At 59.2% G+C, this 25,028-nt stretch carries 24 protein-coding genes; 13 read left to right on the plus strand and 11 right to left on the minus strand.

Annotated features, from left to right (window positions below; translation table 11 throughout):
- The first annotated feature begins 215 nt into the window (after positions 1–215).
- The 7 genes from ACQ4MY_RS08845 to ACQ4MY_RS08875 all read left to right on the plus strand — a co-directional run bounded on the left by ACQ4MY_RS08845 (position 216) and on the right by ACQ4MY_RS08875 (position 6,041).
- Positions 216–1,880: an OFA family MFS transporter gene (locus ACQ4MY_RS08845; RefSeq protein WP_008080552.1), complete on the plus strand. Its 1,665-nt coding sequence runs from the start codon at positions 216–218 to the stop codon at positions 1,878–1,880.
- Positions 1,881–2,150: 270 nt separating this feature from the next.
- Positions 2,151–2,744 carry an imidazoleglycerol-phosphate dehydratase HisB gene (gene hisB, locus ACQ4MY_RS08850; protein WP_007909204.1) on the plus strand — a complete coding sequence of 198 codons (594 nt, stop codon included), beginning with the start codon at positions 2,151–2,153 and terminating at the stop codon, positions 2,742–2,744.
- On the plus strand, positions 2,744–3,382 hold the full coding sequence (hisH, locus tag ACQ4MY_RS08855; RefSeq protein ID WP_008080553.1) for an imidazole glycerol phosphate synthase subunit HisH: 639 nt from the start codon (positions 2,744–2,746) through the stop codon (positions 3,380–3,382). Before hisB ends, hisH begins: the two co-directional genes overlap by 1 nt.
- Complete coding sequence (locus ACQ4MY_RS08860; RefSeq protein WP_064117035.1) at positions 3,383–3,643, plus strand: DUF2164 domain-containing protein; 261 nt, start codon at positions 3,383–3,385, stop codon at positions 3,641–3,643. It begins immediately after the preceding gene.
- A gap of 42 nt (positions 3,644–3,685) precedes the next feature.
- Positions 3,686–4,423 carry a 1-(5-phosphoribosyl)-5-[(5-phosphoribosylamino)methylideneamino]imidazole-4-carboxamide isomerase gene (gene hisA, locus ACQ4MY_RS08865; RefSeq protein WP_440094820.1) on the plus strand — a complete coding sequence of 246 codons (738 nt, stop codon included), beginning with the start codon at positions 3,686–3,688 and terminating at the stop codon, positions 4,421–4,423.
- A gap of 9 nt (positions 4,424–4,432) precedes the next feature.
- Positions 4,433–5,203: an imidazole glycerol phosphate synthase subunit HisF gene (gene hisF, locus ACQ4MY_RS08870; protein WP_053116590.1), complete on the plus strand. Its 771-nt coding sequence runs from the start codon at positions 4,433–4,435 to the stop codon at positions 5,201–5,203.
- 82 nt (positions 5,204–5,285) lie between these two features.
- Entirely contained in the window at positions 5,286–6,041 is a 756-nt protein-coding gene (locus ACQ4MY_RS08875; protein WP_008080555.1) for a substrate-binding periplasmic protein, read from the plus strand.
- Between the two features lie 84 nt (positions 6,042–6,125).
- On the opposite strand, the gene ACQ4MY_RS08880 is transcribed toward ACQ4MY_RS08875, so the two are convergent.
- The 4 genes from ACQ4MY_RS08880 to gpmI all read right to left on the minus strand — a co-directional run bounded on the left by ACQ4MY_RS08880 (position 6,126) and on the right by gpmI (position 11,325).
- Positions 6,126–6,902 carry a divergent polysaccharide deacetylase family protein gene (locus ACQ4MY_RS08880; protein WP_440094821.1) on the minus strand — a complete coding sequence of 259 codons (777 nt, stop codon included), beginning with the start codon at positions 6,900–6,902 and terminating at the stop codon, positions 6,126–6,128.
- Positions 6,903–6,904: 2 nt separating this feature from the next.
- A complete protein-coding gene (locus tag ACQ4MY_RS08885) occupies positions 6,905–8,224 on the minus strand; it encodes a S41 family peptidase (RefSeq protein WP_016986344.1) in 1,320 nt (439 codons plus the stop codon).
- Between the two features lie 31 nt (positions 8,225–8,255).
- Entirely contained in the window at positions 8,256–9,542 is a 1,287-nt protein-coding gene (locus tag ACQ4MY_RS08890) for a murein hydrolase activator EnvC family protein (protein WP_440094822.1), read from the minus strand.
- Between the two features lie 253 nt (positions 9,543–9,795).
- Complete coding sequence (gene gpmI, locus ACQ4MY_RS08895) at positions 9,796–11,325, minus strand: 2,3-bisphosphoglycerate-independent phosphoglycerate mutase (RefSeq protein ID WP_440094823.1); 1,530 nt, start codon at positions 11,323–11,325, stop codon at positions 9,796–9,798.
- A 153-nt stretch (positions 11,326–11,478) separates the two neighbouring features.
- On the opposite strand from gpmI, the gene ACQ4MY_RS08900 reads away from it, so the two are divergent.
- Genes ACQ4MY_RS08900 through secB form a run of 3 tightly spaced genes read left to right on the plus strand, consistent with a single transcriptional unit; the run spans position 11,479 to position 12,691 of the window.
- The gene (locus ACQ4MY_RS08900; protein WP_077570333.1) at positions 11,479–11,892 is read left to right on the plus strand and encodes a rhodanese-like domain-containing protein; all 414 of its coding nucleotides are present in this window, start codon (positions 11,479–11,481) and stop codon (positions 11,890–11,892) included.
- Position 11,893: 1 nt separating this feature from the next.
- Positions 11,894–12,148, plus strand: coding sequence for a glutaredoxin 3 (grxC, locus tag ACQ4MY_RS08905; RefSeq protein WP_440094824.1), 255 nt, complete (start codon positions 11,894–11,896; stop codon positions 12,146–12,148).
- Positions 12,149–12,205: 57 nt separating this feature from the next.
- Complete coding sequence (secB, locus tag ACQ4MY_RS08910) at positions 12,206–12,691, plus strand: protein-export chaperone SecB (RefSeq protein WP_440094825.1); 486 nt, start codon at positions 12,206–12,208, stop codon at positions 12,689–12,691.
- Positions 12,692–12,872: 181 nt separating this feature from the next.
- On the opposite strand, the gene ACQ4MY_RS08915 is transcribed toward secB, so the two are convergent.
- Entirely contained in the window at positions 12,873–13,328 is a 456-nt protein-coding gene (locus ACQ4MY_RS08915; protein WP_008080563.1) for a tRNA (cytidine(34)-2'-O)-methyltransferase, read from the minus strand.
- Between ACQ4MY_RS08915 and ACQ4MY_RS08920 the strand changes: the two genes are divergently transcribed.
- Positions 13,327–13,767, plus strand: a complete 441-nt coding sequence (locus tag ACQ4MY_RS08920; protein ID WP_440094826.1) for a hypothetical protein — start codon at positions 13,327–13,329, stop codon at positions 13,765–13,767. The two genes, ACQ4MY_RS08915 and ACQ4MY_RS08920, sit on opposite strands and share 2 nt — an antisense overlap.
- A gap of 505 nt (positions 13,768–14,272) precedes the next feature.
- Here the strand turns inward: ACQ4MY_RS08920 and ntrC are convergent.
- The 6 genes from ntrC to glnA form a co-directional block, all read right to left on the minus strand.
- Positions 14,273–15,709 (minus strand): nitrogen regulation protein NR(I), encoded by a 1,437-nt coding sequence (gene ntrC, locus ACQ4MY_RS08925; RefSeq protein WP_008080565.1) that lies wholly within the window; start codon positions 15,707–15,709, stop codon positions 14,273–14,275.
- Positions 15,706–16,791 (minus strand): nitrogen regulation protein NR(II), encoded by a 1,086-nt coding sequence (glnL, locus tag ACQ4MY_RS08930; protein ID WP_008080566.1) that lies wholly within the window; start codon positions 16,789–16,791, stop codon positions 15,706–15,708. Before glnL ends, ntrC begins: the two co-directional genes overlap by 4 nt.
- 231 nt (positions 16,792–17,022) lie before the next feature.
- Entirely contained in the window at positions 17,023–17,646 is a 624-nt protein-coding gene (locus ACQ4MY_RS08935; protein ID WP_440094827.1) for a DUF4124 domain-containing protein, read from the minus strand.
- Positions 17,643–18,155 carry a DUF4124 domain-containing protein gene (locus ACQ4MY_RS08940; protein WP_440094828.1) on the minus strand — a complete coding sequence of 171 codons (513 nt, stop codon included), beginning with the start codon at positions 18,153–18,155 and terminating at the stop codon, positions 17,643–17,645. The genes ACQ4MY_RS08935 and ACQ4MY_RS08940 overlap by 4 nt, the downstream gene beginning before the upstream one ends.
- A gap of 99 nt (positions 18,156–18,254) precedes the next feature.
- Positions 18,255–19,598, minus strand: a complete 1,344-nt coding sequence (locus ACQ4MY_RS08945; protein ID WP_440094829.1) for a toxin-antitoxin system YwqK family antitoxin — start codon at positions 19,596–19,598, stop codon at positions 18,255–18,257.
- A gap of 129 nt (positions 19,599–19,727) precedes the next feature.
- A complete protein-coding gene (gene glnA, locus ACQ4MY_RS08950) occupies positions 19,728–21,134 on the minus strand; it encodes a type I glutamate--ammonia ligase (RefSeq protein WP_008080570.1) in 1,407 nt (468 codons plus the stop codon).
- 328 nt (positions 21,135–21,462) lie between these two features.
- Between glnA and thiI the strand changes: the two genes are divergently transcribed.
- Positions 21,463–22,917, plus strand: coding sequence for a tRNA uracil 4-sulfurtransferase ThiI (gene thiI, locus ACQ4MY_RS08955; RefSeq protein WP_440094830.1), 1,455 nt, complete (start codon positions 21,463–21,465; stop codon positions 22,915–22,917).
- A gap of 139 nt (positions 22,918–23,056) precedes the next feature.
- The gene (typA, locus tag ACQ4MY_RS08960) at positions 23,057–24,877 is read left to right on the plus strand and encodes a translational GTPase TypA (RefSeq protein WP_008080572.1); all 1,821 of its coding nucleotides are present in this window, start codon (positions 23,057–23,059) and stop codon (positions 24,875–24,877) included.
- The last annotated feature ends 151 nt before the right edge of the window (positions 24,878–25,028 follow it).

The raw sequence follows: 25,028 nt of genomic DNA on the forward strand, positions 1-25,028 counted from the left end.
TACACGGGTGTAGAGATCAGATGACATGAAAAAGGTGATATCAGTTTGGTTTTTCTGTCACCTGCAAATGGTAACCTTCGCCCGTTCGTCTGCCCTTCTGCGACTTAACGTCGCGCCTTCAAGGAGCTTCACCTTAAAAAACGGTCATGCCTGCGTGCATAAGGCCGAGGGTGAACAGTGGCTGGCGAACCATACTAATAATTGGGGGATACACAATGAGCACGAGCATCACGGCGGACGGCCTCAGCGCCGCCCAGCCTGCGTTCCTGTCCAAGGAACGCATCATCGCCAAGCCCGGTTTCAACCGTTGGCTGGTACCACCGGCCGCTCTGGCCATCCACCTTTGCATCGGCATGGCCTATGGCTTCTCGGTGTTCTGGTTGCCGCTGTCCAAGGCGCTGGGCGTAACCGCTCCGGTGGCTTGCGCGCCGGACATGAGCTTCATCGCCCAAGTGTTTTCGTCGCAATGCGACTGGCCGATCTCCATGCTTGGCTGGATCTACACGCTGTTCTTCATCTTCCTCGGCTGCTCGGCAGCGATCTGGGGTGGCTGGCTGGAACACGCAGGGCCACGCAAGGCTGGCGTTGTATCGGCACTGTGCTGGTGCGGCGGTCTGCTGATCTCGGCACTGGGTATTTATACCCACCAGATCTGGCTGATGTGGATTGGCTCGGGCGTGATCGGCGGTATCGGTCTCGGTCTGGGCTACATTTCGCCGGTGTCGACCCTGATCAAGTGGTTCCCGGACAAGCGCGGCATGGCGACCGGCATGGCGATCATGGGTTTCGGTGGCGGCGCGATGGTCGGTGCACCGTTGGCGACCGCGCTGATGAGCCACTTCGGCTCGGCTGAAGGCGTTGGCGTCTGGCAGAGCTTCGTGGCCATGGCGGCGATCTACTTCGTGTTCATGATCGGTGGCGCCCTCGCTTACCGCGTGCCGCCAACCGGCTGGAAACCTGAAGGCTGGACCGCTCCGGCGAAAAAAGCCTCCAACTCGATGATCACGCACCGTCACGTGCACGTGAATGTGGCGTGGAAAACCCCGCAATTCCGTCTCGTTTGGCTGGTGCTGTGCCTGAACGTTTCTGCCGGTATCGGCATCCTCGGCATGGCTTCGCCACTGCTGCAGGAAGTGTTCGGCGGCAAACTGCTGGGTGTTGATGTGCCGTTTGGTCAGCTTGATGCCGGTCAGCTGGCTTCGATTGCGGCGATCGCTGCCGGTTTCACCGGTCTGCTCAGCCTGTTCAACATCGGTGGGCGATTCTTCTGGGCCTCGTTCTCGGACTACCTGGGCCGCAAAAACACCTACTTCGTGTTCTTCGCCCTGGGTTTTGCCCTGTACGCGCTGATCCCGAACCTCGGTCACTTGGGCAACGTTGCGCTGTTCGTGGCGGCGTTCTGCATCATTCTGTCGATGTACGGCGGCGGTTTCGCCACGGTTCCGGCGTATCTGGCCGACCTGTTCGGTACGCAGATGGTTGGCGCGATTCATGGTCGTCTGCTGACGGCCTGGGCAGCGGCGGGCGTGCTCGGTCCGGTGTTGGTGAACTACCTGCGTGAATATCAGTTGAGCATCGGCGTTGAACGCGCGGCGGCTTACGACATCACCTTGTACATCCTCGCCGGCCTGCTGGTGCTGGGCTTCCTGTGCAACCTGCTGGTACGTCCGGTGGCCGACAAATACTTCATGACCGACGCTGAACTGGCGGCCGAACAGGCGCTGGGCCACGACAAAGGTGCTGACGCCAGCACCGTTCTGGAGTGGAAAGCCGCGCCGGGCAGCAAGCCGTTGGCGATTGCTGCGTGGCTGGCGGTGGGTATTCCGTTGGCGTGGGGTGTGTGGGTGACCCTGCAGAAAACGGCGGTACTGTTTCACTAAGTAATGGGTAAAACGCAGTACCCCTGTAGGAGTGAGCCTGCTCGCGATAGCGGTCTGACAGTCACAGAAATGTTGACTGTGAGGCCCTCATCGCGAGCAGGCTCACTCCTACAGTTGTTTTTGCGCTACCTGTAATGGCTTGTATGGACATGTCTACCCGCGACAGCCGGGGGTTCTATCCGTCAGCCATCTCACCTCTCGTGTTTCTGTTTCGGCCCCGCGTGCCTATAATGGCTGCCTTTTTCGCCCAATGATTTTGCGGAGCTGGTGATGGCCGAACGTAAGGCTTCTGTCGAGCGCGACACTCTGGAAACCCAGATCAAAGCCTCGATCAACCTTGATGGCACCGGAAAGGCCCGATTCGATATCGGTGTTCCTTTTCTTGAGCACATGCTGGATCAGATCGCCCGTCACGGGTTGATCGACCTGGATATTGAATGCAAGGGCGATCTGCATATCGACGACCACCATACGGTGGAAGACGTCGGTATAACCCTCGGCCAGGCATTTGCCAAAGCCATTGGCGATAAAAAAGGCATCCGTCGCTACGGTCATGCCTACGTGCCGCTCGATGAAGCGCTGTCACGCGTGGTGATCGACTTCTCCGGTCGTCCAGGCCTGCAGATGCACGTGCCGTACACTCGCGCCACCGTGGGCGGTTTCGACGTTGACCTGTTCCAGGAATTCTTCCAGGGCTTCGTCAACCACGCGCTGGTCAGCCTGCACATCGACAACCTGCGCGGCACCAACACCCACCACCAGATCGAAACCGTGTTCAAGGCATTCGGCCGCGCATTGCGCATGGCCGTCGAGCTGGATGAGCGCATGGCCGGGCAAATGCCATCGACCAAAGGCGTTCTGTAATGCAGACGGTTGCAGTAATCGATTACGGCATGGGCAACCTGCACTCGGTGGCCAAGGCCCTCGAGCACGTCGGCGCCGGCAAGGTGTTGATCACCAGCGATGCCAACGTGATTCGCGAAGCTGACCGCGTGGTGTTCCCGGGTGTTGGTGCGATTCGCGATTGCATGGCTGAAATCCGTCGCCTCGGTTTCGACTCGCTGGTGCGCGAAGTCAGCCAGGATCGTCCGTTCCTCGGTATCTGTGTCGGCATGCAAGCCTTGCTCGACACCAGCGAAGAGAACGATGGCGTCGACTGCATCGGCCTTTTCCCGGGCGCGGTGAAGTTCTTCGGCAAAGACCTGCATGAAGACGGCGAGCACCTGAAAGTCCCGCACATGGGCTGGAACGAGGTGAAGCAGAAGGTCAGCCACCCGCTGTGGCATGACATTCCGGACATGGCGCGCTTCTACTTCGTGCACAGCTACTACATCGCTGCCGCCAATGCGCGGCAAGTGGTCGGTGGCGGTCATTACGGTGTCGATTTCGCTGCGGCGCTGGCCGATGGCTCGCGCTTCGCCGTGCAATTCCACCCGGAGAAAAGTCATACCCATGGCCTGCAGTTGCTGCAGAACTTCGCCGCGTGGGACGGTCGCTGGTAAATGGCTGCCAAGAAATCCAAACCGCCGATCCTGACCCTCACTGCCGAGCAGGAGAGCGACGCCAATCGCAAGATTCAGCGGTTCATGGAAGACCGTTTCGAATTGGACCTGGGGTCGTTCGAAGCGGCGGAAATTCTTGAGCTGTTTACCCGCGAAATTGCTCCGCACTATTACAACAGGGCGATTTTCGATGTGCAGACCCACCTCAAAGAGCGGTTTGAAAGCATCGAAAGCGACCTGTGGGCGCTCGAGAAAAACTGATTTCCGAGCCAAGCTGAACATTCAAATTTGAAGGTTTGCCAGATGCTGATTATTCCCGCTATCGATCTTAAAGACGGTGCCTGCGTACGTCTGCGCCAGGGCCGCATGGAAGATTCCACAGTGTTCTCCGATGACCCGGTGAGCATGGCTGCCAAGTGGGTGGAGGGCGGTTGCCGCCGTCTGCATCTGGTCGATCTGAACGGCGCGTTCGAAGGCCAGCCAGTCAACGGCGAAGTGGTCACCGCGATCGCCAAGCGCTACCCGTCCCTGCCGATCCAGATCGGTGGCGGCATCCGTTCGCTGGAAACCATCGAGCATTACGTCAAGGCTGGCGTCAGCTACGTGATCATCGGCACCAAAGCCGTGAAAGATCCTGCATTCGTCGCTGAAGCCTGCCGCGCGTTCCCGGGCAAGATCATTGTTGGTCTGGACGCCAAAGACGGCTTCGTCGCCACCGATGGCTGGGCGGAAATCAGCACCGTGCAGGTCATCGACCTGGCCAAGCAGTTTGAAGCCGACGGCGTCTCTTCGATCGTTTATACCGACATCGCCAAAGACGGCATGATGCAGGGCTGCAACGTGCCGTTCACCGCTGCGCTGGCTGCCGCTACCAAGATCCCCGTGATCGCTTCTGGTGGCATCCACAATCTGGGTGACATCAAGTCGCTGCTCGACGCCAAGGCGCCGGGCATCATCGGCGCCATCACTGGCCGGGCGATTTACGAAGGCACCCTCGACGTCGCCGAAGCGCAAGCTTTCTGCGATTCGTACCAAGGCTGAGGACTGACCATGGCGCTGGCCAAACGCATCATCCCTTGCCTGGACGTGGACAACGGCCGGGTCGTTAAAGGTGTGAAGTTCGAGAACATCCGCGACGCCGGTGACCCGGTGGAAATCGCCCGTCGCTATGACGAGCAGGGTGCCGACGAGATTACTTTTCTCGACATCACCGCCAGCGTCGATGGCCGCGACACTACGCTGCATACCGTCGAGCGCATGGCCAGCCAGGTGTTTATTCCGCTGACCGTCGGCGGTGGCGTGCGTACCGTGCAGGACATCCGCAACCTGCTGAATGCCGGCGCGGACAAGGTATCGATCAACACCGCTGCCGTGTTCAATCCGGAATTCGTCGGTGAAGCGGCGCAGCATTTCGGCTCGCAGTGCATTGTCGTCGCCATCGACGCGAAGAAAGTTTCCGGCCCGGGCGAAACCCCGCGTTGGGAAATCTTCACCCACGGCGGGCGCAAGCCAACCGGCCTCGATGCGGTCGAGTGGGCGAAGAAAATGGAAGGCCTCGGTGCCGGCGAGATCCTGCTGACCAGCATGGATCAGGACGGCATGAAAAACGGCTTCGACCTCGGCGTGACCCGCGCGATCAGCGATGCGCTGGGTATTCCGGTGATCGCTTCCGGCGGCGTTGGCAATCTGCAGCACTTGGCTGATGGCATTCTCGAAGGCCACGCCAGTGCTGTATTGGCGGCGAGTATTTTCCACTTCGGTGAATACACCGTGCAGGAAGCCAAGGCCTACATGGCCAAACGCGGCATCACCATGCGTTAAGCGTCAAAATCGATACAGGCCAGTGGACACCATGGCGCACCCAAGGCACTCTTGGGCACGCCATGGATTTCGGTAGCCCGACATGATCAAACGCCTGCTTCTAGTTCTCGCCAGCGCCTCGATGTTGCTCATCAACACGGCCCGCGCCGAAACCAGTCCCGACACCGATCTGGTGCTCCTCACCGAAAACTTCCCGCCGTACAACATGGCGAAGAACGGCAAAAATTTCGCCCAAGGCGAAAACATCAACGGCATCGCCACCGACATCGTTCGGGAAATGTTCCAGCGTGCCGGCGTTACTTACAGCCTGACCCTGCGTTTCCCTTGGGAGCGCGTGTACAAGCTCGCTCTGGAAAATCCTGGCTACGGTGCTTTTGTGATGGCGCGCCTGCCGGATCGCGAAAAGCTCTTCAAATGGGTCGGACCGATCGGCCCGGACGACTGGATCCTGTTGGCCAAGGCTGACAGCAAGATCACCCTCGAAACCCTCAATGACGCGCGCAAATACAAGATTGGCGCCTACAAGGGCGATGCAATTGCCGAGACGCTGACCAAGCAGGGCTTGAAGCCGGTGGTGGTGTTGCGCGATCAGGACAACGCCAAGAAGCTGGTCAACGGGCAGATTGATTTGTGGGCCACGGGCGACCCGGCCGGGCGCTATCTGGCGCGGCAGGATGGGGTGACGGGGTTGAAGACGGTGCTGCGCTTCAACAGCGCCGAGCTGTATCTGGCGCTGAACAAGGACGTGCCGGAAGAGACGGTGAAGAAGCTTCAGGCTGCGCTGGATCAGATGCGCAAGGATGGCGTGGTGGACGAGATTATGGGGCGGTATTTGTAGCGCTTGTTAAAAGATCGCAGCCTTCGGCAGCTCCTACAGGGGAATGCATTGCCGATGTAGGAGCTGCCGAAGGCTGCGATCTTTTCAGCGGTAAACGCCATCCTTGCCGTGAGCCGCCGTGGCCTTGTTACTGCGCACGCTGATCATCTGCCGAATATCAATCCACTCAATCCCCTGAGCCTTCAGCTTCGGCAATTCGCGCTCCAGCACCGCCAGCGTCTGCGGATACGGATGGCCGATCATCACCGCCGAACCCTGTTTGTGCGCCAGGCTGATCGCCGTCTGCAACTGCGTGGAAATCGCCGCCTCAGTTCGCTCATCATCAAGAAACACATCTCGCGAAACACTGGCCAGATCGATCTTCTGCGCCTGCTGCGCAGCAACGGTCTGCGCACTGGTGCGGCTGTCGACGAAGAACTTGTGCCGGCGCTGCAACTCGGCCATCAGCCACGCCATCGCCACCGGTTGCGCAGTCATGCGACTGCCCATGTGGTTATTGATGCCAGCAGTGTAGGGGACCATTTTGAACGCGGCGTTGAGGCGTTTTTCCAGTTCTTCGATGGGCAGTTCGGGGTGCCAGGCGAACGGCCCGGTAGCCGGATCCATGGGCATGTGCAGGATGACAATCTTGCCGGCGCGATGGGCCTCGCGGGCGAACTCGGTGGCGTGGGGGGTATCAGGCATGATCGCCGTGGTCACCGGGCCGGGCAGGGCCAGCACGCGGCGATCCCGGGGCAGACTCTGCCCCAGGTCATCGATGATCAGTGTCAGGTAGGCTTTGTGCGATGTTGAACTGGCGGGCTGCGAATGAGCAGCACCCGCCAGACAGCACAACAGAACGAAGACGAAACGCAAAGACATCCTCAGCGGCCGGATGTGATGCTCAGCCCTTTGAGCAGGCTCAGGGCCTGGGCCAGTTGGTAGTCATCATCCTGCGGCATGGCTTTGGGCTTGGCACCGGAGCCGGTCGGTTTGTCCGCGCCGCCGTTGCCGTTGCCCAAGTGACCTTGCAAGTCGGCTTCCTTGAAGTAATCGCCATCGGCCTCGTTGGTGATCTTGGCCTTGCGTACTTCGATATCCGGAACGATGCCCTGTGCCTGGATCGAGCGGCCGTTCGGTGTGAAGTACAGCGCTGTGGTGATTTTCAGTGCGCGGTCGTTGTTCAGCGGCAGCACGGTTTGCACCGAGCCTTTACCGAAACTGGTGGTGCCCATGACCACGGCGCGTTTCTGATCCTGCAGGGCGCCGGCAACGATTTCCGAGGCCGAGGCGCTGCCACCGTTGATCAGCACAACCATCGGCACCGCTTCGCTTTCGTCTTTGCCGGTGGCAGAGAAGCGCAGTTCGGAGTTGGCGATTCGGCCTTTGGTGTAGACGATCAGGCCTTTGGTGATGAAGTGGTCGACCACTTCCACCGCTGCCTGCAATACGCCGCCCGGGTTGTTGCGCAGGTCGAGAATGATGCCGTTGAGCTTCTTGCCGTTGTCCTTGCGCAGCTTGGCAAGGGCCTTGGAGACCTCTTCGCCGGTCTTGACCTGGAACTGGGTGATGCGGATGTACGCGTAGCCGGTTTCCAGCAGCTGCGCCTTGACGCTCTTCACCTGAATCACCGCACGCGCCAGGGTCACGTCAAACGGCGTTCCGCCGTCGCGCACCAGGGTCAGGGTGATTTTCTGGCCGATCTTGCCGCGCATCTTGTCGACGGCTTCGGTCATGGTCTGGCCGCGCGTTGGCGCGCCGTTGATCTTGACGATGAAGTCGCCGGCCTGAATACCGGCCTTCGACGCCGGGGTGTCATCGATTGGCGAGACCACTTTGATGAAGCCGTCTTCGGCGCCGACTTCGATACCCAGACCGCCGAATTCACCGCTGGTGCTTTCCTGCAGCTCGGTGAAATCTTCAGGGCCAAGGTAGGCCGAGTGCGGATCAAGGTTGCTGAGCATGCCTTTGATCGCGTTTTCCAGCAGGGTCTTGTCGTCCACCGGCTCGACGTAGGCAGCTTTGATCCGGTCCATGACCTCGGCAAAGGTGCGCAACTCTTCCAGCGGCAACGGCGCCTTGGAGGTCGCGGCAGTGCCTGCCGGAGCGACGGCCGGGGCCGGTTGCGCGGCGAACGCCAGAGGCGCGCCGATCACCAGGGCGATCGTCAGGGCCAGCGAGGTAAGGCGGGACAAATGCAGCATGTCGAACGAACTCCTGAATTAGATGGTGCGCTTATCCTTGCGCACGACACCATTGCGCCGGATCACTCGGGTGACCCTGCTGACGAATTGCGAAATACAGCGCTGATGTATCCTGGCCGCCACTGTTACCGACAGTGGAGATGGACTCACCGGCTTTTACCACGTCACCGGCCGACTTGAGCAGCGTCTGGTTGTGACCGTAAAGACTCAGAAAACCGTTGCCGTGATCAAGGATCACCAGCAGCCCGGCACCGCGCAGCCAGTCGGCGAACACCACGCGACCACCGTGCACGGCATGCACCTGGCTGCCGGCGGAGGCGCTGATCATCACGCCGTCCCACTTGGTCCGGGCGTCGTCGCCACGGCTTTCGCCGAAGCGTGCCAGCAGTCGACCATCAACCGGCCATGGAAGTTTTCCCCGGGTTGCAGCAAAAGGACCACCGAAGGTCTCGCCGCTGCTGGAGACCAGCGCGCCGGGAGTGGATCTGGCGGGTTTTCGTGGGGCGTCGCTGTTTTCAGCCTGCGCCTCACGCAAACGCTTTTTTTCCGCTTCCTGCTGGGCGATCAGCGCTTTCTGCCGCGCTTCTTCTGCCTCACGTGCCTGGCGGGCCAGGGTTTCTTCAATGGTTTTAAGGACTTTAGACAGGTCTGCCTGATCCTGCTCGCGGGCGGCGAGTTTCTGATCGCGGGCCTTTACGTCGTCATTGAGCTTGGCGAGCACCTGCTGACGTTCCTTGCGGACTTTTTCCAGTTCGTCGCGCTGGGTGTCGAGGCTGCTTTTCTGCACCAGCAATTGCGCCTGTTGCGCGGCGATGTCCTGTTCGACATTGGCCAGTTGGCGCAGGGTTTCGTTGAAGTTCTTCAACTGCTCCAGGCGGGCCTGGCTCAGGTAATCGTAATAGGTGAGGGTGCGGGCGAATTTCTCGGGATTCTGCTGGTTGAGCAGCAGCTTGAGGTATTCCTGCCGACCGTTCTGATAGGCCGCTCGGGCCTGAATGGCGATCAGTCGTTGCTGTTCAGTGCGCGCGCTCTGGAGTTTTTTTTTCTCTGCATCGAGTCGCTGCAGCTCGGATTCGCTTTTCTGCAGTTCTTTCTGCAGTGCGTCGACCTGCTTCTGCAGCTTGCCCAGCTCGGTTTCGGTGCCCTTGAGCTCTTTCTGCACGCCGGATTTTTCTTCCTGGACTTTGCCCAGCAGCTTTTTCAGCTCGGCAATGTCCTGACGCGTGGCGTCCAACTGCTGTTGGGTTTGCGCGCGCTCGTCAGCGAAGGCCGGTTGGAGCAGGCAGGTCAGAGCGAGGGCGATCAGGACGCGGAGCATAGAGGCGGGCGGCACCAGGGTAAGGGACGGCCTAGTATGCCCGCCCGAGGCTGCAAAAAAAACGCCCAATTGGGGCTGTGTGATAACTGGACCAAGCAATACACCGAATTCCATTTCGAAAACTCCATAAACCACTGTGGGAGCTGGCTTGCCAGCGATGGCGTCTGCACATTCAACATAGATGTTGGCTGTCAGATTGCTATCGCTGGCAAGCCAGCTCCCACAGGGTTTTGCGGTGTTTTGGCGATTGGGGTCAGACCAGAATAGAGGTGCCGGTCATTTCCGCAGGTTTTTCCAGGCCCAACAGCTTGAGCATGGTCGGCGCCACATCCGCCAGCACGCCACCTTCACGCACTTTCAGATCACGCTTGCCGACATAAATGAACGGCACCGGCTCGGTGGTGTGCGCGGTGTGTGCCTGGTGGGTTTCTTCATCGGCCATTTTTTCGACGTTGCCGTGATCCGCCGTGATCAGTGCTTCACCGCCAACCTTTTCCAGTGCTTCAACGATGCGACCGACGCAAGTGTCGAGGCATTCAACCGCTTTCACTGCTGCGTCGAATACGCCGCTGTGGCCGACCATGTCGCCGTTGGCGTAGTTGACCACGATCACGTCGAAACGCTGGTTTTCGATGGCCTCGACGATACGGTCGGTGACCTCCGGCGCGCTCATTTCCGGCTGCAAGTCATAGGTAGCGACTTTCGGCGACGGGATCAGGATGCGTTCTTCGCCCGGGAACGGTTCTTCACGACCGCCGGAGAAGAAGAAGGTCACGTGCGCGTATTTCTCGGTTTCAGCGATACGCAGTTGGGTTTTGCCGTTCTTCGCCAGATAGTCGCCCAGCACGTTTTCCAGGCTGCCGGCGGCGAATGCCGACGGTGCCGGAATGCTTGCCGCGTATTGGGTCAGCATGACGAAACCAGCCAGTTTCGGCTGACGTGCACGTTCGAAATCCTTGAAGTCGTCTTCGACGAATACGCGAGTCAGCTCGCGGGCACGGTCGGCGCGGAAGTTCATGAACACCACGGCGTCGCCATCTTCGACTTTTACCGGTTCACCGATGGTCGTGGCTTTAACGAATTCGTCGCTCTCGCCGCGAGCGTAAGCAGCCTCCAGACCTTCCTGCGCGGTGGCGGCGTTGAATTCGCTGTTGCCGTCGACAATCAGGTTGTAGGCCTGAGCGACGCGGTCCCAACGGTTGTCACGGTCCATGGCGAAGTAACGGCCGATAATGCTGGCGATACGGCCCTTGCCGAGTGCCTGGAAGGTCGTGTCGAGTAGTTCGATCGACGAGGCGGCGCTTTTCGGCGGCGTATCGCGGCCATCAAGGAAAGCGTGCAGGTAGATTTTTTCAGCGCCGCGCTTGAAGGCCAGTTCGGCCATGGCGATCAGGTGATCCTGGTGGCTGTGCACGCCGCCATCGGAGAGCAGACCCATGAAGTGCACGGCTTTACCGGCGGCCACGGCTTTATCCACAGCGGCGCAGATCGTCGGGTTCTCGAAGAATTCGCCGTCGCGGATCGACTTAGTCACGCGAGTGAAGTCCTGATACACCACGCGGCCGGCGCCGAGGTTCATGTGGCCGACTTCGGAGTTGCCCATCTGGCCGTCCGGCAGACCGACGTCCATGCCGCTGCCCGAGATCAAGCCGTTCGGCACGGTGGCCCACAGGCGATCAAGGACGGGCTTCTTCGCCGCAAAAACGGCGTTGGATTCGGGGCTTTCGCTGTGACCGAAGCCGTCGAGAATCATCAGGACCAAAGGTTTAGGCGTGGTAGTCATGGAATCCACTCGTGGCTAATAAAGAAGAGGGCGATGGAAAAGGGAGTTGGAGTTTAAAGCTAAGTTCCGACCGCGTCACCGCCGGACGGGGTTTGGCCGACCATAGTGGCTGTGTATACTGGCCGACATTTTAACGCCCTGGAACCTCCTTCGATGGTTGCTCACCTGATTGAATTTGCCACTAACCACTACATTCTTGTCGGTATCTTCGTCGTACTGCTGGCTCTGCTGCTGGCGCACACGATGCAGGGCGGCGGTAAAAGCCTGAGCACCGGCGAACTGACCGCGCTGGTCAATAAAGATGCAGGCGTGGTGGTGGACATCCGTCCGGCCAAGGATTTCGCTGCCGGCCACATCGTTGGCGCGATCAACATTCCCCAGGACAAACTGGCCGCGCGCGTCGCCGAGCTGGAAAAACACAAGGCCAAGACCATCATTCTGGTCGACGCCCTGGGCCAGACCGCCGGCACCCACGCCCGCGAACTGATGAAATCCGGCTTCACCGCCGCCAAGCTGTCCGGCGGGATCTCCAGCTGGAAAGGCGACAACCTGCCGCTGGTGAAGTGATATGAGCGAAGTCATCGTCTACTCCAGCGATTACTGCCCTTATTGCTCGCGAGCCAAGTACCTGCTCGAGAACAAAGGCGTGGCCTTCAAAGAGATCAAGGTCGATGGCAAGCCGCAGGTGCGCGCCGAAATGGCCCAGAAAGCGGGGCGCACGTCCGTGCCGCAGATCTGGATCGGCAGCAAACACATTGGCGGTTGTGACGATTTGTATGCTTTGGAGCGCGCGGGCACACTCGACGCGCTGCTCAAGGCCTGAACGGCTGCACCCACGTACAGCACTCCCTAAAAGACCCAAGATCAGAAAGGATCTGAGATGACTGACCAACAGAACACTGCAGCCAGCGAAGAAGAAACCGCACCGCAATTCTCCTTGCAGCGCATCTACGTACGCGACCTGTCCTTTGAAGCCCCGAAAAGCCCGGCGATCTTCCGCCAGCAGTGGGATCCGGCTGTCGCGCTGGATCTGAACACTCGCCAGAAAGAGCTGGAAGGTGATTTCTACGAGGTCGTACTGACCCTGTCGGTTACCGTGAAAAACGGTGAAGAAGTCGCCTTCATCGCTGAAGTGCAACAGGCCGGTATCTTCCTGATCAAGAACCTCGATGCGGCTTCGATGAGCCACACCCTGGGTGCGTTCTGCCCGAACATCCTGTTCCCGTACGCGCGCGAAACTCTGGACAGCCTGGTGACCCGTGGTTCGTTCCCGGCGCTGATGCTGGCCCCGGTGAACTTCGACGCTCTGTACGCGCAAGAATTGCAGCGCATGCAGGAAAGCGGCGAGACGCCAACCGTTCAGTAAGACGGTCTGGGCTACAAAGAAAAAAGCGCCGTAACAGGCGCTTTTTTCTTGGGCTGAAACAAGCCTCATGTAGGAGCTGCCGAAGGCTGCGATCTTTTGATCCTGTTTTTAATAGCAGGATCAAAAGATCGCAGCCTGCGGCAGCTCCTACATGGGAGTCGGGAAGTGCGGATTTGCGGTGTTACTTGAAGTCGTTCTGGCGCCAGGCTTCGTATACAGCGACGGCCACGGTGTTGGACAAGTTCAGGCTGCGGCAGCCTTCACGCATGGGCAGGCGCAGGCGCTGTTCAGCGGGCAGGGCGTCGAGTACTTCCGGCGGTAAGCCACGGCTTTCCGGGCCGAAAATGAACGCATCGCCCGGGACAAACGCCGCATCATGAAACGGTCGCGAGCCCTTGGTGGTGAACGCAAACACCCGGGGGTTACCGATGCTTGCCAGGCAACTGGCGAGATCGGCGTGACGCTGCAGCGTGGCATATTCGTGGTAATCGAGACCGGCACGGCGCAAGCGCTTGTCGTCCATCTCGAAACCCAACGGTTCGATCAAATGCAGGTGGCAGCCGCTGTTGGCGCACAGCCTGATAACGTTGCCGGTATTCGGCGGAATTTCTGGTTGAAAAAGGATGACGTGAAACATGCACGGCTCCGAAGGTAAAGATGAGCGGCATTCTACGCCGCCTGTGGACAACCGTTCGAAACTATTCCCGCGGGTTATCGGTTCGCTGGCGATTGTCGGCTTGATGATCGGCTTGATGATCGGTCGCCTGACCACGCCCGATCCGGCGGTGTTGCAGCAGATCGAGGTGACTGACGGCGGTTTGGTGGTGTGGTTCAACAACGAGCCGAAGCTGCATGGCGAAGTCATCGACGGCACGGTGGCGCTGCTGTTCCAGGCTGAGGGGCCGGCGCAGAGGGGCCAGCTCAAACTCAACGGCAAAGACGTCAATTGGCGGACGCGAGCGAGTGACGGTGGGTTGTTGCTGACGGTGCTGGCGGCGCGGCCGCTGCAGGGTGACTGGGCCGGCAGTGCGGTCGATGACCGCTGGCGCCTGGAGATTCATCTGAGGGAGCAATAAAAGCGGGAATCCCTGACCTGCCTGTATCAGGGTTCCCAAAACGGGATGGACTTCGCGTGACGCGTCGGTCCGGTGTAAAGAGGGAACCCCCGGCCTGCCTGTACCAAGAGCCCCAAAAGGGTGAGCTCGCCGCGTTGCGGTGTGAGCCCGATGTAAAGAGGGGAATCCCCGGCCTGCCTGTACCAAGGTCCCCGAAACGGGTGGTGAAACGAATCACCTGTGAGAGGTATTGCAGGGCGCGTGCCAGGTTTTAATTTGTTGAAACAAAAAAGCTGATGAGAAACGCGAAAGCCCCGGGATTCGGGGCTTTCGTGGTTTTGGACGGTTGTTTTTCGAGTTCTGTTTGGGTTTTTTTTGATCCTGTTGTTATGCCCGATTGCGGGTCGTCGTGCCTTTTGGCGGTGCACGCAAACAAAAAGATCGCAGCCTGCGGCAGCTCCTACATGGGTTCAATGTAGGAGCTGCCGCAGGCTGCGATCTTTTCGCGGACGACTAGAGTGCCGAGTTAACCCTCATCCCCCTCATCATCATCCGCACCATCAACCTTCATCCCCAATTCCTTGATCTTGCGTGTCAGGGTATTACGCCCCCAACCCAGCAACACCGCGGCATCACGCCGACGCCCGGCCGTGTGCTTCAGCGCCGTCTCGATCATGATCCGCTCAAACGCCGGCACCGCGCTGTCGAGCAAACTCGACTGGCCACGCGCCAAGGCTTGGTCGGCCCACTGGCGCAGCGCCTGCTCCCAGTTGGTCACGGGTGCCGAGTCCTGCGGCAGGTTGAGCAGCTCTGGCGGCAGGTCGCTGATGTGCACTTCGCGTCCGGACGCCATTACGGTGATCCAGCGGCAGGTATTCTCCAACTGACGTACGTTGCCGCCCCACGGCAGGTTTTTCAGGTATTCCTCGGTCTCGCTTTTCAGCAGTTTCGGTTCGACCGCCAGTTCCTGCGCGGCGCGGCTGAGGAAATGCTTGGCCAGGGTCGGAATGTCTTCGCGACGGTCCGACAGGCGCGGGATGTGGATGCGGATCACATTGAGGCGATGGAACAAATCCTCACGGAATTTGCCGGCGTGCACCAGGGTTTCCAGATTCTGGTGAGTCGCGGCGATGATGCGCACATCGACCTTGACCGGCACATGCCCGCCGACGCGGTAGAACTCGCCGTCGGCCAAAACGCGCAGCAAACGGGTTTGCGTATCCGCCGGCATGTCACCGATTTCATCGAGGAACAGCGTGCCGCCGTCAGCCTGCTCAAAGCGGCCGCGACGCAGATTCGCCGCGCCGGTGAACGCGCCTTTCTCGTGACCGAACAGCTCGGATTCCATCAGATCCTTGGGGATCGCCGCCATGTTCAGCGCAATGAACGGCGAGGCCGCGCGTGGGCTGTGGCGGTGCAGGGCGTGGGCGACCAGTTCTTTACCAGTACCCGATTCACCGTTGATCAACACGGTGATGTTGGAGTGGCTCAAGCGCCCGATGGCGCGAAACACTTCCTGCATCGCCGGCGCTTCGCCGATGATTTCCGGGGTGCGGGTCAGCGCCGGTACAACTTCCAGGCCTTGCTGTTCTTGCGCGTGCTGATTCGCACGTTTGACCAGCGACACCGCCTCGTCTACATCGAACGGCTTGGGCAGGTATTCGAATGCGCCGCCCTGATACGAGGCAACAGCGCTGTCCAGATCGGAGTGAGCGGTCATGATGATGACCGGCAACCGTGGGTGCTGCTCGCGAATCCGCGCCAACAAGTCCAGGCCGCTGGCACCTGGCATACGAATGTCGGAAATGATCACGTCAGGCTGCTGACGGGCCAGGCGACTCATTACGCCATCAGCGCTGTCGAAGCTCTGGGTGGTCATGCCTTCCTGCTGCAAGGCCTTTTCCAGCACCCAACGGATAGAACGGTCGTCATCGACGATCCACACGGTTTCACTACGGCTCATGTCGATGTGGCTCCTTGTTCCAGTGGCAGAAAGATCGAGAAGGTGGTGTGGCCTGGATGGCTGTCACACTCGATCAGGCCCTGGTGCTGGCTGATGATGTTCTGGGTAATGGCCAGGCCGAGCCCGGTACCGTCCGGGCGTCCGCTGACCATGGGAAAGAAAATGGTTTCCTGAAGTTCCGCGGGGATCCCCGGGCCGTTGTCGATGATCTCGATCTTGGTCACCAGACGATGGCGGACGTGGCCGATGGTGAACTGGCGCATGGCGCGGGTGCGCAGGCTGATGCGGCCCAGGCGCAGCTCGTTCTGGCTGCTGATTGCCTGCATCGCGTTGCGCACGATGTTCAGCACGGCCTGAATCATTTGCTCGCGGTCGATCAACACGTCGGGAATGCTTGGGTCGTAATCGCGCACCAAGGTGATGCAGCCCTGACTTTCGGCCTCGACCAGATGGCCGACGCGTTCCAGTACCTCGTGAATGTTGCACATTGCCAGCGACGGCAGCTTGTTCGAACCGAGCATGCGATCGACCAGATTACGCAGACGGTCGGCCTCTTCAATGATCACATTGGTGTAGTCACGCAGACTGTCTTCCGGCAGTTCGCGGGCCAGCAATTGCGCGGCGCCACGGATGCCGCCCAGCGGATTCTTGATCTCGTGGGCGAGGCCGCGCACCAGCATTTTGCTGGTTTCCTGTTTGGAGATTTGCGCCTCTTCCTTGGTGATCCGCAGCAAGCGGTCACGCGGGTGGACTTCCAGCAGAAGCATGGTCGCGCCATTACTGAGGATCGGCGTCACCGCGTAATCCACGGTCAACGTCTGGCCGGTGAGGGCGGTGAGCATCGCTTCGCGTTTGGTGAACGGGTGCGCCTGTTCCACGGCCTGGCGCAGGGAATTCAGCGCCTCGGTGGATTCGGTGAACAGCTCGCTGATGAACTGCCCATGGCTGCGCTGCCCGCTGATGGCGAGCAGCATCTCCGCCGCCGGGTTCATGTACTCGAGGCGCAATTCGGCGTCGAGCAGGATGGTGGCGGTGGTCAGGTTGTCGAGCAGCAAACGGTGGATTGCGTCGCTAATGGTCATCGGAGCCTCTTTTGGGGGCGGAGCGTGCGCAACAAGCAAGCGTCGGTATCGGGAAAATGCAAAAACCAAACCAAGGCTCTGAAAAGAAGCGTTCGACGCCTGAAACGGGCGTTTGACGCTCGTTTGCGTGGCATTCGGCCAGCGCGAGCGGGAAGTTTCGAACCAAAATGGGTTGGAATATGAGTACGGTGCAGCCTATTGCACCAATATAGTGCGCAAAGCTGAGCGGCGTTAGAAGAAACGCAGGAAGGGGTTTTTCGGCTCTTCGGGTTTGTCTTTGAGCGGACATTCCGGGCGAACCCCGTAATCGTCGGCAACGCACGGTTTGACCTGGCGTTTCTGCGCAAGGGAGATGCGCAGCATGTGGAAGGGTTGGTTAGCGGTGCGCTCGACCGTCCGCCCTTCGGCGTCGAGGATTTCCACCGAAAGGTTGTGGCTGCCACGATCGATATTGCTCAGCGGGAAGACTGGCGTCAGGCCGGGCTCGCCAGTGGCCTGACCATCCAGCAACAGCCGATAACGATGCCCTTTTTGCAGGCCCGGTTCGCTGGTGACGCTGACGATGACTTCACCGGCGCTGCTGCGAATCGTGGCATCGGGTTCGGGCACCAGAATACGCAGCATGTCGTAGTGGAACGGCGGTTGTTCCGGGGATTTCTTCGCCGTGGTGATCGGCGCGGCGGCCGTTGGATTGGCCGACATGCGATTGCTGGTGGCGATGGGCACACGCTTGGCATTGCCGCGTGGCTGGTCGGTGTAGACGCGATTGCCCTGCGCATCGACGTAGGTAAAGACCTCTGCCGAGGCTTGCAGCGTCATCAGGGCCAAAGCGGCGACCAGCCACGCGCGAATCATGGCTTGTGTACTCGCTGCACAGTGAAGGCCACGGGCGGGCTTTGCTGAACGATTGTTTGCCCGTCGATGACCTGGACGGCCAGTCGATGCTCACCCCGGTCAACATTCACCAACTGCAGGATTGGCACGTTGCTCGGCTGACCGTACGGTTCATCGTCGAGCACCAGCCGTAATTGATGCGGCGCCTGCAGACGCGGTTTGATCAGCACATTGACAGTGAAGGTGCCGTTGTTGGCGCGCAAGGCTTCTTCAGTGGGCAGGCCGGCCAGTTCAAGAATGTCGTAGGCATTGCGCGCAGGTTCACGAGTGCCGGGCTCAGGCGCGGCCGGTGCGCTCGGCGCTTGCGGCTCGACCCGATTGAGCGGCGGCAAGTCCACCGGTTGCGCCTGCACACCGTCCGGCGAGTGATCGCTGTACACCGTGTGGCCGTTGGCGTCGGTGTACTTGTAGATCTGCGCCGCGACGGGCAGGGCGATCACCAGCAGGAGGAATAGAAAACCACGACCCATGGATGCAACCGATCAACAGTGAGATTGGCTTGCAGCATAGGCCAGAGGCGGCGGTAAGCCCAACCGCCTCAACATCAGCTCACACAAATGGCCCCGGCCCTATCGTGAGGTGCCCGCCGCAAGCACGCTCTCGCGACTGCCGGACAGGACGCCCGCCTTGTAATGCTCGATGTAGGTCAACACACCATTGGCGTCGAAATCGCGCAGCTCGCCTTCTTTTTTGCCGGCGACGAAGTTCACGGTTTGAGTGTGTCCGTTGTCAGTCTTGAGTGTCCACGGGCCGCTTTGCAGGTCATTCGTGTAGTCGCCGTTTCCTGCTTTGGTTTCCCACGGGCCTTGGCGCTTGTCGTCGACATTATTGCCGCGCTCGGTGTTGCCGGCGATGGTCAGTTCGCTCGGGCCGTTGAGTTGACCATGGACATAGGTCTGGAATCCGGTGGCGACCCATTCCATCTCGTCGTAGTTGGAAAGCTGCCAGCGGCCTTCGCGCAAATCATTGTGGTACTCGCCGTCCAGCGTCTGCCCGTCCTGGTAAATACTCCATTGCCCCTCCCGTTTACCCTCTGCAAAGTGACCGGACGCCGAATATTTCTCGTCTTTGGAAATAGACCACGGGCCGGTACGTACGCCCTGCTTGTAGGCACCTTTGGCCGAGATCGATCCGGAGTCATAAGACACCGATTGGCCGTCCTCGCTGCCGGTAAATTTAAGCGGAGCGGTTTCCCAGGCAATACGTCTGACCTGATAGTTGTAGAGCGTGCGGTTACCCTCGACGAGGGTGGCATCGAGCCAACGCCAGAAGGTAACAGTGAGAAACCGACCGTCTTTTTCCTGATAGGTTTTCTTGTAGAAGTACGGTTCGTCGTCCGGTGTGGGATTGCTCAGGGGGTCGTAGTACTGGCCGTAATAGCTCACCAGTGTCCCTTGGCTGAAATCGAGTTGGTCGAACTCCGGTACGCCGGACTCTTCGTAGTAGAAGCGATAGTTCAGCGGGGTGTTTCGGCTCAGGGCTTTCTTGATGGTCAGGGCATCGAGGTGTTTCTGGCCTGCGGTAATGCGATCCAGCGCTGGCTGCAGACGCGTGACGCGGCTGTAGAGGTGATCGTTGTCGTTGTACTTGTAGGCGTAGATTCGGTATTGCTCGTTCTGTTGGAACAGCACAAAGCGGGTCGGGTCCTCACTGTCGAGCGACATGAGGAAAACCGATTCGATGGTCGCCTGGCCGAAATCGTCGAGCAAACGGGGTTCGGCATTGGGCATATTGCAAATGCAGTAATAACCTTTGACGCCCCCCGCTTCCTTGATGAACGCCAGCGTCGCCGAGCTTTCCTGCAAACCCTCGATCAACGGATGTGCCAGGGTTTTGTTTTCATAGAACGCTGCCGCTCCGGCCGTTTGGCAGGCGAGGCTGGCCGTCAGGGCGATGGCCCATAACCACTTCATGCGAATCCCTTCGTCAAGGCGCCGGTAACGGGCGCTGAGGCGGCGGATTATCCATGGATGCGCGCGCACAAAAAAGGCCTCCCGAAGGAGGCCTCTTTTTGTCACGCCGCGTAGCGCGGCGCTACCGGATCAGCAGCTGTAGTACAGCTCATATTCCAGTGGGTGTACGAAGGTGCGAACCTTGATTTCTTCTTCCGATTTCAGCGCGATGTAAGCGTCGATGAAGTCGTCGGAGAATACGCCGCCCTTGGTCAGGAACGCGCGGCCCTTGTCCAGCTCTTCCAGGGCTTCTTTCAGGCTGCCGCAAACTTGTGGGATCTCTTTCGCCTCTTCAGGCGGCAGGTCGTACAGGTTTTTGTCAGCAGCGTCGCCAGGGTGGATCTTGTTCTGGATACCGTCCAGACCGGCCATCAGCAGTGCTGCAAAGGCCAGGTACGGGTTGGCAGCCGGATCCGGGAAGCGGGCTTCGATACGGCGGGCTTTCGGGCTCGACACGTAAGGAATACGGATCGAAGCGGAGCGGTTGCGAGCCGAGTAGGCCAGCATCACTGGAGCTTCGAAGCCTGGTACCAGACGCTTGTAGGAGTTGGTCGCCGGGTTGGTGAAGCCGTTCAGGGCCTTACCGTGCTTGATGATGCCGCCGATGAAGTACAGAGCGGTATCGGACAGGCCGGCATAGCCTTCACCTGCGAAGGTGTTCTTGCCGTCTTTCCAGATCGACATGTGTACGTGCATGCCCGAACCGTTGTCGCCGTACAGTGGCTTCGGCATGAAGGTCGCGGTGCGGCCGTAAGCGTCAGCAACGTTGTGCACAACGTATTTCAGGGTTTGGGTTTCGTCGGCTTTCTTCACCAGGGTGTTGAACTTGACGCCGATTTCGTTCTGGCCGGCAGTCGCCACTTCGTGGTGGTGAACTTCGACGGTCAGGCCCATTTCTTCCAGTGCGTTGCACATGGAGGTACGGATTTCGTGGTCGTGGTCGAACGGTGGAACCGGGAAGTAGCCGCCTTTGACGCCTGGACGGTGACCCTTGTTGCCGCCTTCGATGTCCTGGTCGGACATCCACGAACCTTGCTCGGAGTAGATCTTGAACATCGAGCCGGAAATGTCCGACTTGAATTTCACCGAGTCAAAGATGAAGAATTCTGGCTCTGGACCGGCGAACACGGTGTCACCGATACCGGTGGCTTTCAGGTGTTCTTCGGCGCGCTTGGCGATCGCACGTGGGTCGCGATCGTAGCCTTGCATGCTCGAAGGTTCGATGATGTCGCACACCAGGATCAGGGTGGCGTCTTCGGTGAACGGGTCGAGAACGGCCGTTTCGTCAACCGGCATCAGGATCATGTCGGAGGCTTCGATGCCTTTCCAGCCAGCGATGGAGGAACCGTCGAACATTTTGCCGACTTCGAAGAAGTCGTCGTCCAAAGCATCGCGGGCCGGCATGGTCACGTGGTGCTGAGTACCTTTGGTGTCCGTGAAGCGCAGATCAATCCACTTGACGTCATGATCTTTGATGAGTTGAACCGTCTTCGACATATGTCCTCCGGGTGGCTTCGGGCTTGGTAGTGGATGCCCTTGAATTTGGTTGATGCCGGCGCGAATACTCTGCCAAGGCAACCTGCCTCACAAGGGAGCAAATTGCATGCCAGTGCCCCAGCATGGGTTTTTTGCCCCAAATTCACGCTTATTAAGGTGCTACGCGCCTGAAAGCGGAAAATCTCGCCCTCTAATGTAGCGTTATAAATCGAAAATGACCCGTTTTGGTGCATGCAAAACCTTCTGCACATTAACTGGTTAAACCTTGAGCAATTTCCGCTATAATCCGCGCCCCCCTTTTTCGGCTGGCCGTTCGCGCGCTGTTTTCATGAAACTAATCGTAAAAGTCTTCCCCGAGATCACCATCAAAAGCCGACCTGTCCGGACGAAATTCATCCGCCAGTTGGCCAAGAACATCCGCACCGTGCTCCGCGACCTGGACCCGGCCGTGGTGGTGAACGGTGTGTGGGACAATCTCGAGCTGGAAACCCGCATTACCGACGCCAAAGCCTTGAAAGAGATGGCTGAGCGCCTGACCTGCATGCCGGGCATCGCGCACTTTTTGCAGATCGACGAGTACCCGCTGGGCGACTTCGACGACATCACCGAGAAGTGCAAAGAGCACTACGGCGCGGCGCTGGCCGGGAAGATTTTCTCGGTGCGCTGCAAGCGTGCCGGCAAGCACCCCTTCAGCTCGATGGACGTCGAAAAATACGTCGGCAGCAAGCTGCGCCGTGAGTGCGGTGCCGCCGGAATCGACCTGAAAGCGCCGGAAATCGAAGTCCGTATCGAAGTTCGCGACAAACGGTTGTTTGTGATTCACAGCCAGCACAACGGCATCGGCGGCTATCCGCTCGGTGCATTGGAGCAGACGCTGGTATTGATGTCCGGCGGCTTTGACTCGACCGTTGCGGCCTACCAGATCATTCGTCGCGGCCTGATGACCCACTTCTGTTTCTTCAATCTGGGCGGTCGTGCCCATGAATTGGGCGTGATGGAAGTCGCGCATTTCATCTGGAAGAAGTACGGCAGCTCGCAACGCGTGCTATTTGTCAGTGTTCCGTTCGAAGAAGTGTTGGGCGAAATTCTCGGCAAAGTCGATAACAGTCATATGGGCGTCGTATTGAAGCGTATGATGTTGCGCGCGGCCTCCAACATCGCCGACCGCCTGCAGATCGAGGCGCTGGTCACTGGCGAGGCGATCTCCCAGGTGTCGAGCCAGACGCTGCCGAACCTGTCGGTGATCGACTGCGTGACCGACAAACTGGTCCTGCGTCCGCTGATCGTGGCGCACAAGCAGGACATCATCGACACGGCCAACGAGATCGGCACCGCCGATTTTGCCCGGCACATGCCGGAATACTGCGGGGTCATTTCGGTCAACCCGAAGACCGCCGCCAAACGCGGTCGCGTTGAACACGAAGAGAAAGAATTCGACATGGCGGTGCTCGAGCGTGCGCTCGAAAACGCCAAACTGGTGCCGATCGATCGGGTGATCGACGAATTGGGCCAGGACGTACAGATTGAAGAAGTCAGCGAAGCACTGGCCGGCCAGATCGTGATCGACATCCGTCACCCGGATGCCGCCGAGGATGAGCCGCTGGAACTCGCTGGCGTAGAAGTACAGACGATGCCGTTCTACGCAGTGAACGCTCGTTTCAAGGAGCTGGATCCGACTCGCCAGTACCTGCTGTATTGCGACAAAGGCGTGATGAGTCGCCTGCATGCTCACCATTTGCTCAGTGAGGGGCATGCCAATGTGCGCGTTTATCGACCGAGCTAAGTGCCCGGGGCTGTTTGCCTGTGGCCTGCGTCACCGGCCCCCCGACACCGCCGTCAAGCTGTAACGGCCATGCCGGACACTACTGCTAATCGCTGCCAAGACTTGTCAGCAAACCGAATCCTCTGATCGAGATACACAAGTGATCGAAAATCTACGTAACATCGCCATCATTGCCCACGTTGACCATGGTAAAACCACCCTGGTAGACAAACTCCTGCGTCAATCCGGCACTCTGGAGCGCAACGAGCTCAACGACGAGCGCGTGATGGACTCCAACGACCAGGAAAAAGAGCGCGGTATTACCATTCTGGCGAAAAACACCGCCATCAACTGGAACGGCTACCACATCAACATCGTGGACACCCCGGGCCACGCCGACTTCGGCGGCGAAGTTGAACGCGTAATGTCGATGGTTGACTCCGTTCTGCTGCTGGTTGACGCTCAAGACGGCCCTATGCCGCAAACCCGTTTCGTGACCAAGAAGGCTTTCGAAGCCGGCCTGCGTCCGATCGTGGTAATCAACAAGGTTGACCGTCCAGGCGCGCGTCCGGACTGGGTTCTGGACCAGATCTTCGACCTGTTCGACAACCTCGGTGCTACCGAAGAACAACTGGACTTCCAGGTTGTTTACGCTTCGGCCCTGAACGGCATTGCCGGTCTGGATCACACCGCCATGGCGGAAGACATGACCCCGCTGTACCAAGCGGTAGTCGACCACGTTCCGCCTCCGGCCGTTGACCGTGATGGCGCGTTCCAGATGCAGATTTCCGCTCTGGACTACAACAGCTTCCTGGGTGTTATCGGCGTTGGCCGTATCGCTCGTGGTCGCGTCAAGCCGAACACCCCGGTTGTGGCGATCGGTGCCGACGGCAAGCGCCGTAACGGCCGTATCCTGAAACTGATGGGTCACCACGGTCTGCACCGCATCGACGTTGAAGAAGCTGCAGCAGGCGATATCGTGTGCATCAGCGGTATGGACTCGCTGTTCATCTCCGACACCCTGTGCCACCCGGACACCGTCGAGGCGATGAAGCCTCTGACCGTTGACGAGCCAACCGTTTCGATGACCTTCCAGGTAAACGACTCGCCATTCTGCGGTAAAGAAGGCAAGTTCGTGACGTCCCGTAACATCAAGGACCGTCTGGACAAAGAGCTGCTGTACAACGTTGCACTGCGCGTTGAAGAAGGCGACTCCGCTGACAAGTTCAAGGTTTCCGGCCGTGGTGAGCTGCACCTCTCGGTACTGATCGAAACCATGCGTCGCGAAGGCTTCGAGCTGGCCCTGGGCCGTCCTGAAGTGATCATTCGTGAAGTTGACGGCGTCAAGCAAGAGCCGTTCGAAAACGTCACCATCGACATCCCTGAAGAAGCTCAGGGCAAGGTGATGGAAGAGATGGGTCTGCGTAAGGGCGACCTGAGCAACATGGTTCCTGATGGCAAGGGCCGTGTTCGTCTGGAATACAACATCCCTGCTCGCGGTCTGATCGGTTTCCGTAACCAGTTCCTGACCCTGACCAACGGTGCTGGCATCCTGACCTCGATCTTCGATCGCTACGACACCGTCAAGTCGGGCCACATGTCCGGCCGTCAGAACGGCGTTCTGGTTTCGGTTGAAACCGGTAAGGCACTGACCTACTCGCTGGAAACCCTGCAGGCTCGTGGCAAGCTGTTCGTAGAACACGGTCAAGAGATCTACAACGGTCAAATCGTTGGTCAGAACAGCCGCGACAACGACCTGGGCGTTAACCCTACCAAGGGCAAGAAGCTCGACAACATGCGTGCTTCGGGTAAAGACGAAACCATCGCTCTGGTTCCACCAGTGAAGTTCACTCTGGAACAGGCTCTGGAATACATCCAGGAAGACGAGCTGTGCGAAGTAACTCCTAAGTCCATCCGTCTTCGCAAGAAGATCCTGGACGAAAGCGAGCGTACCCGCGCTGCCAAGAAAGCCAAGAACTGAGTCATTAGTTCAGGCTGAATGAAAACGCCCCCGGTCGCGAGACCGGGGGCGTTTTTGTTTGTCTGGGGTTCAGGCGGTATTGGTGCTGGCCCCATCGCTGGCAAGCCAGCTCCCACAGGGTTTTGGGTCGTATATAAAATATGTGTACAAC

The organism is Pseudomonas sp. SM4, from assembly GCF_051913165.1.
Lineage (GTDB): Bacteria > Pseudomonadota > Gammaproteobacteria > Pseudomonadales > Pseudomonadaceae > Aquipseudomonas.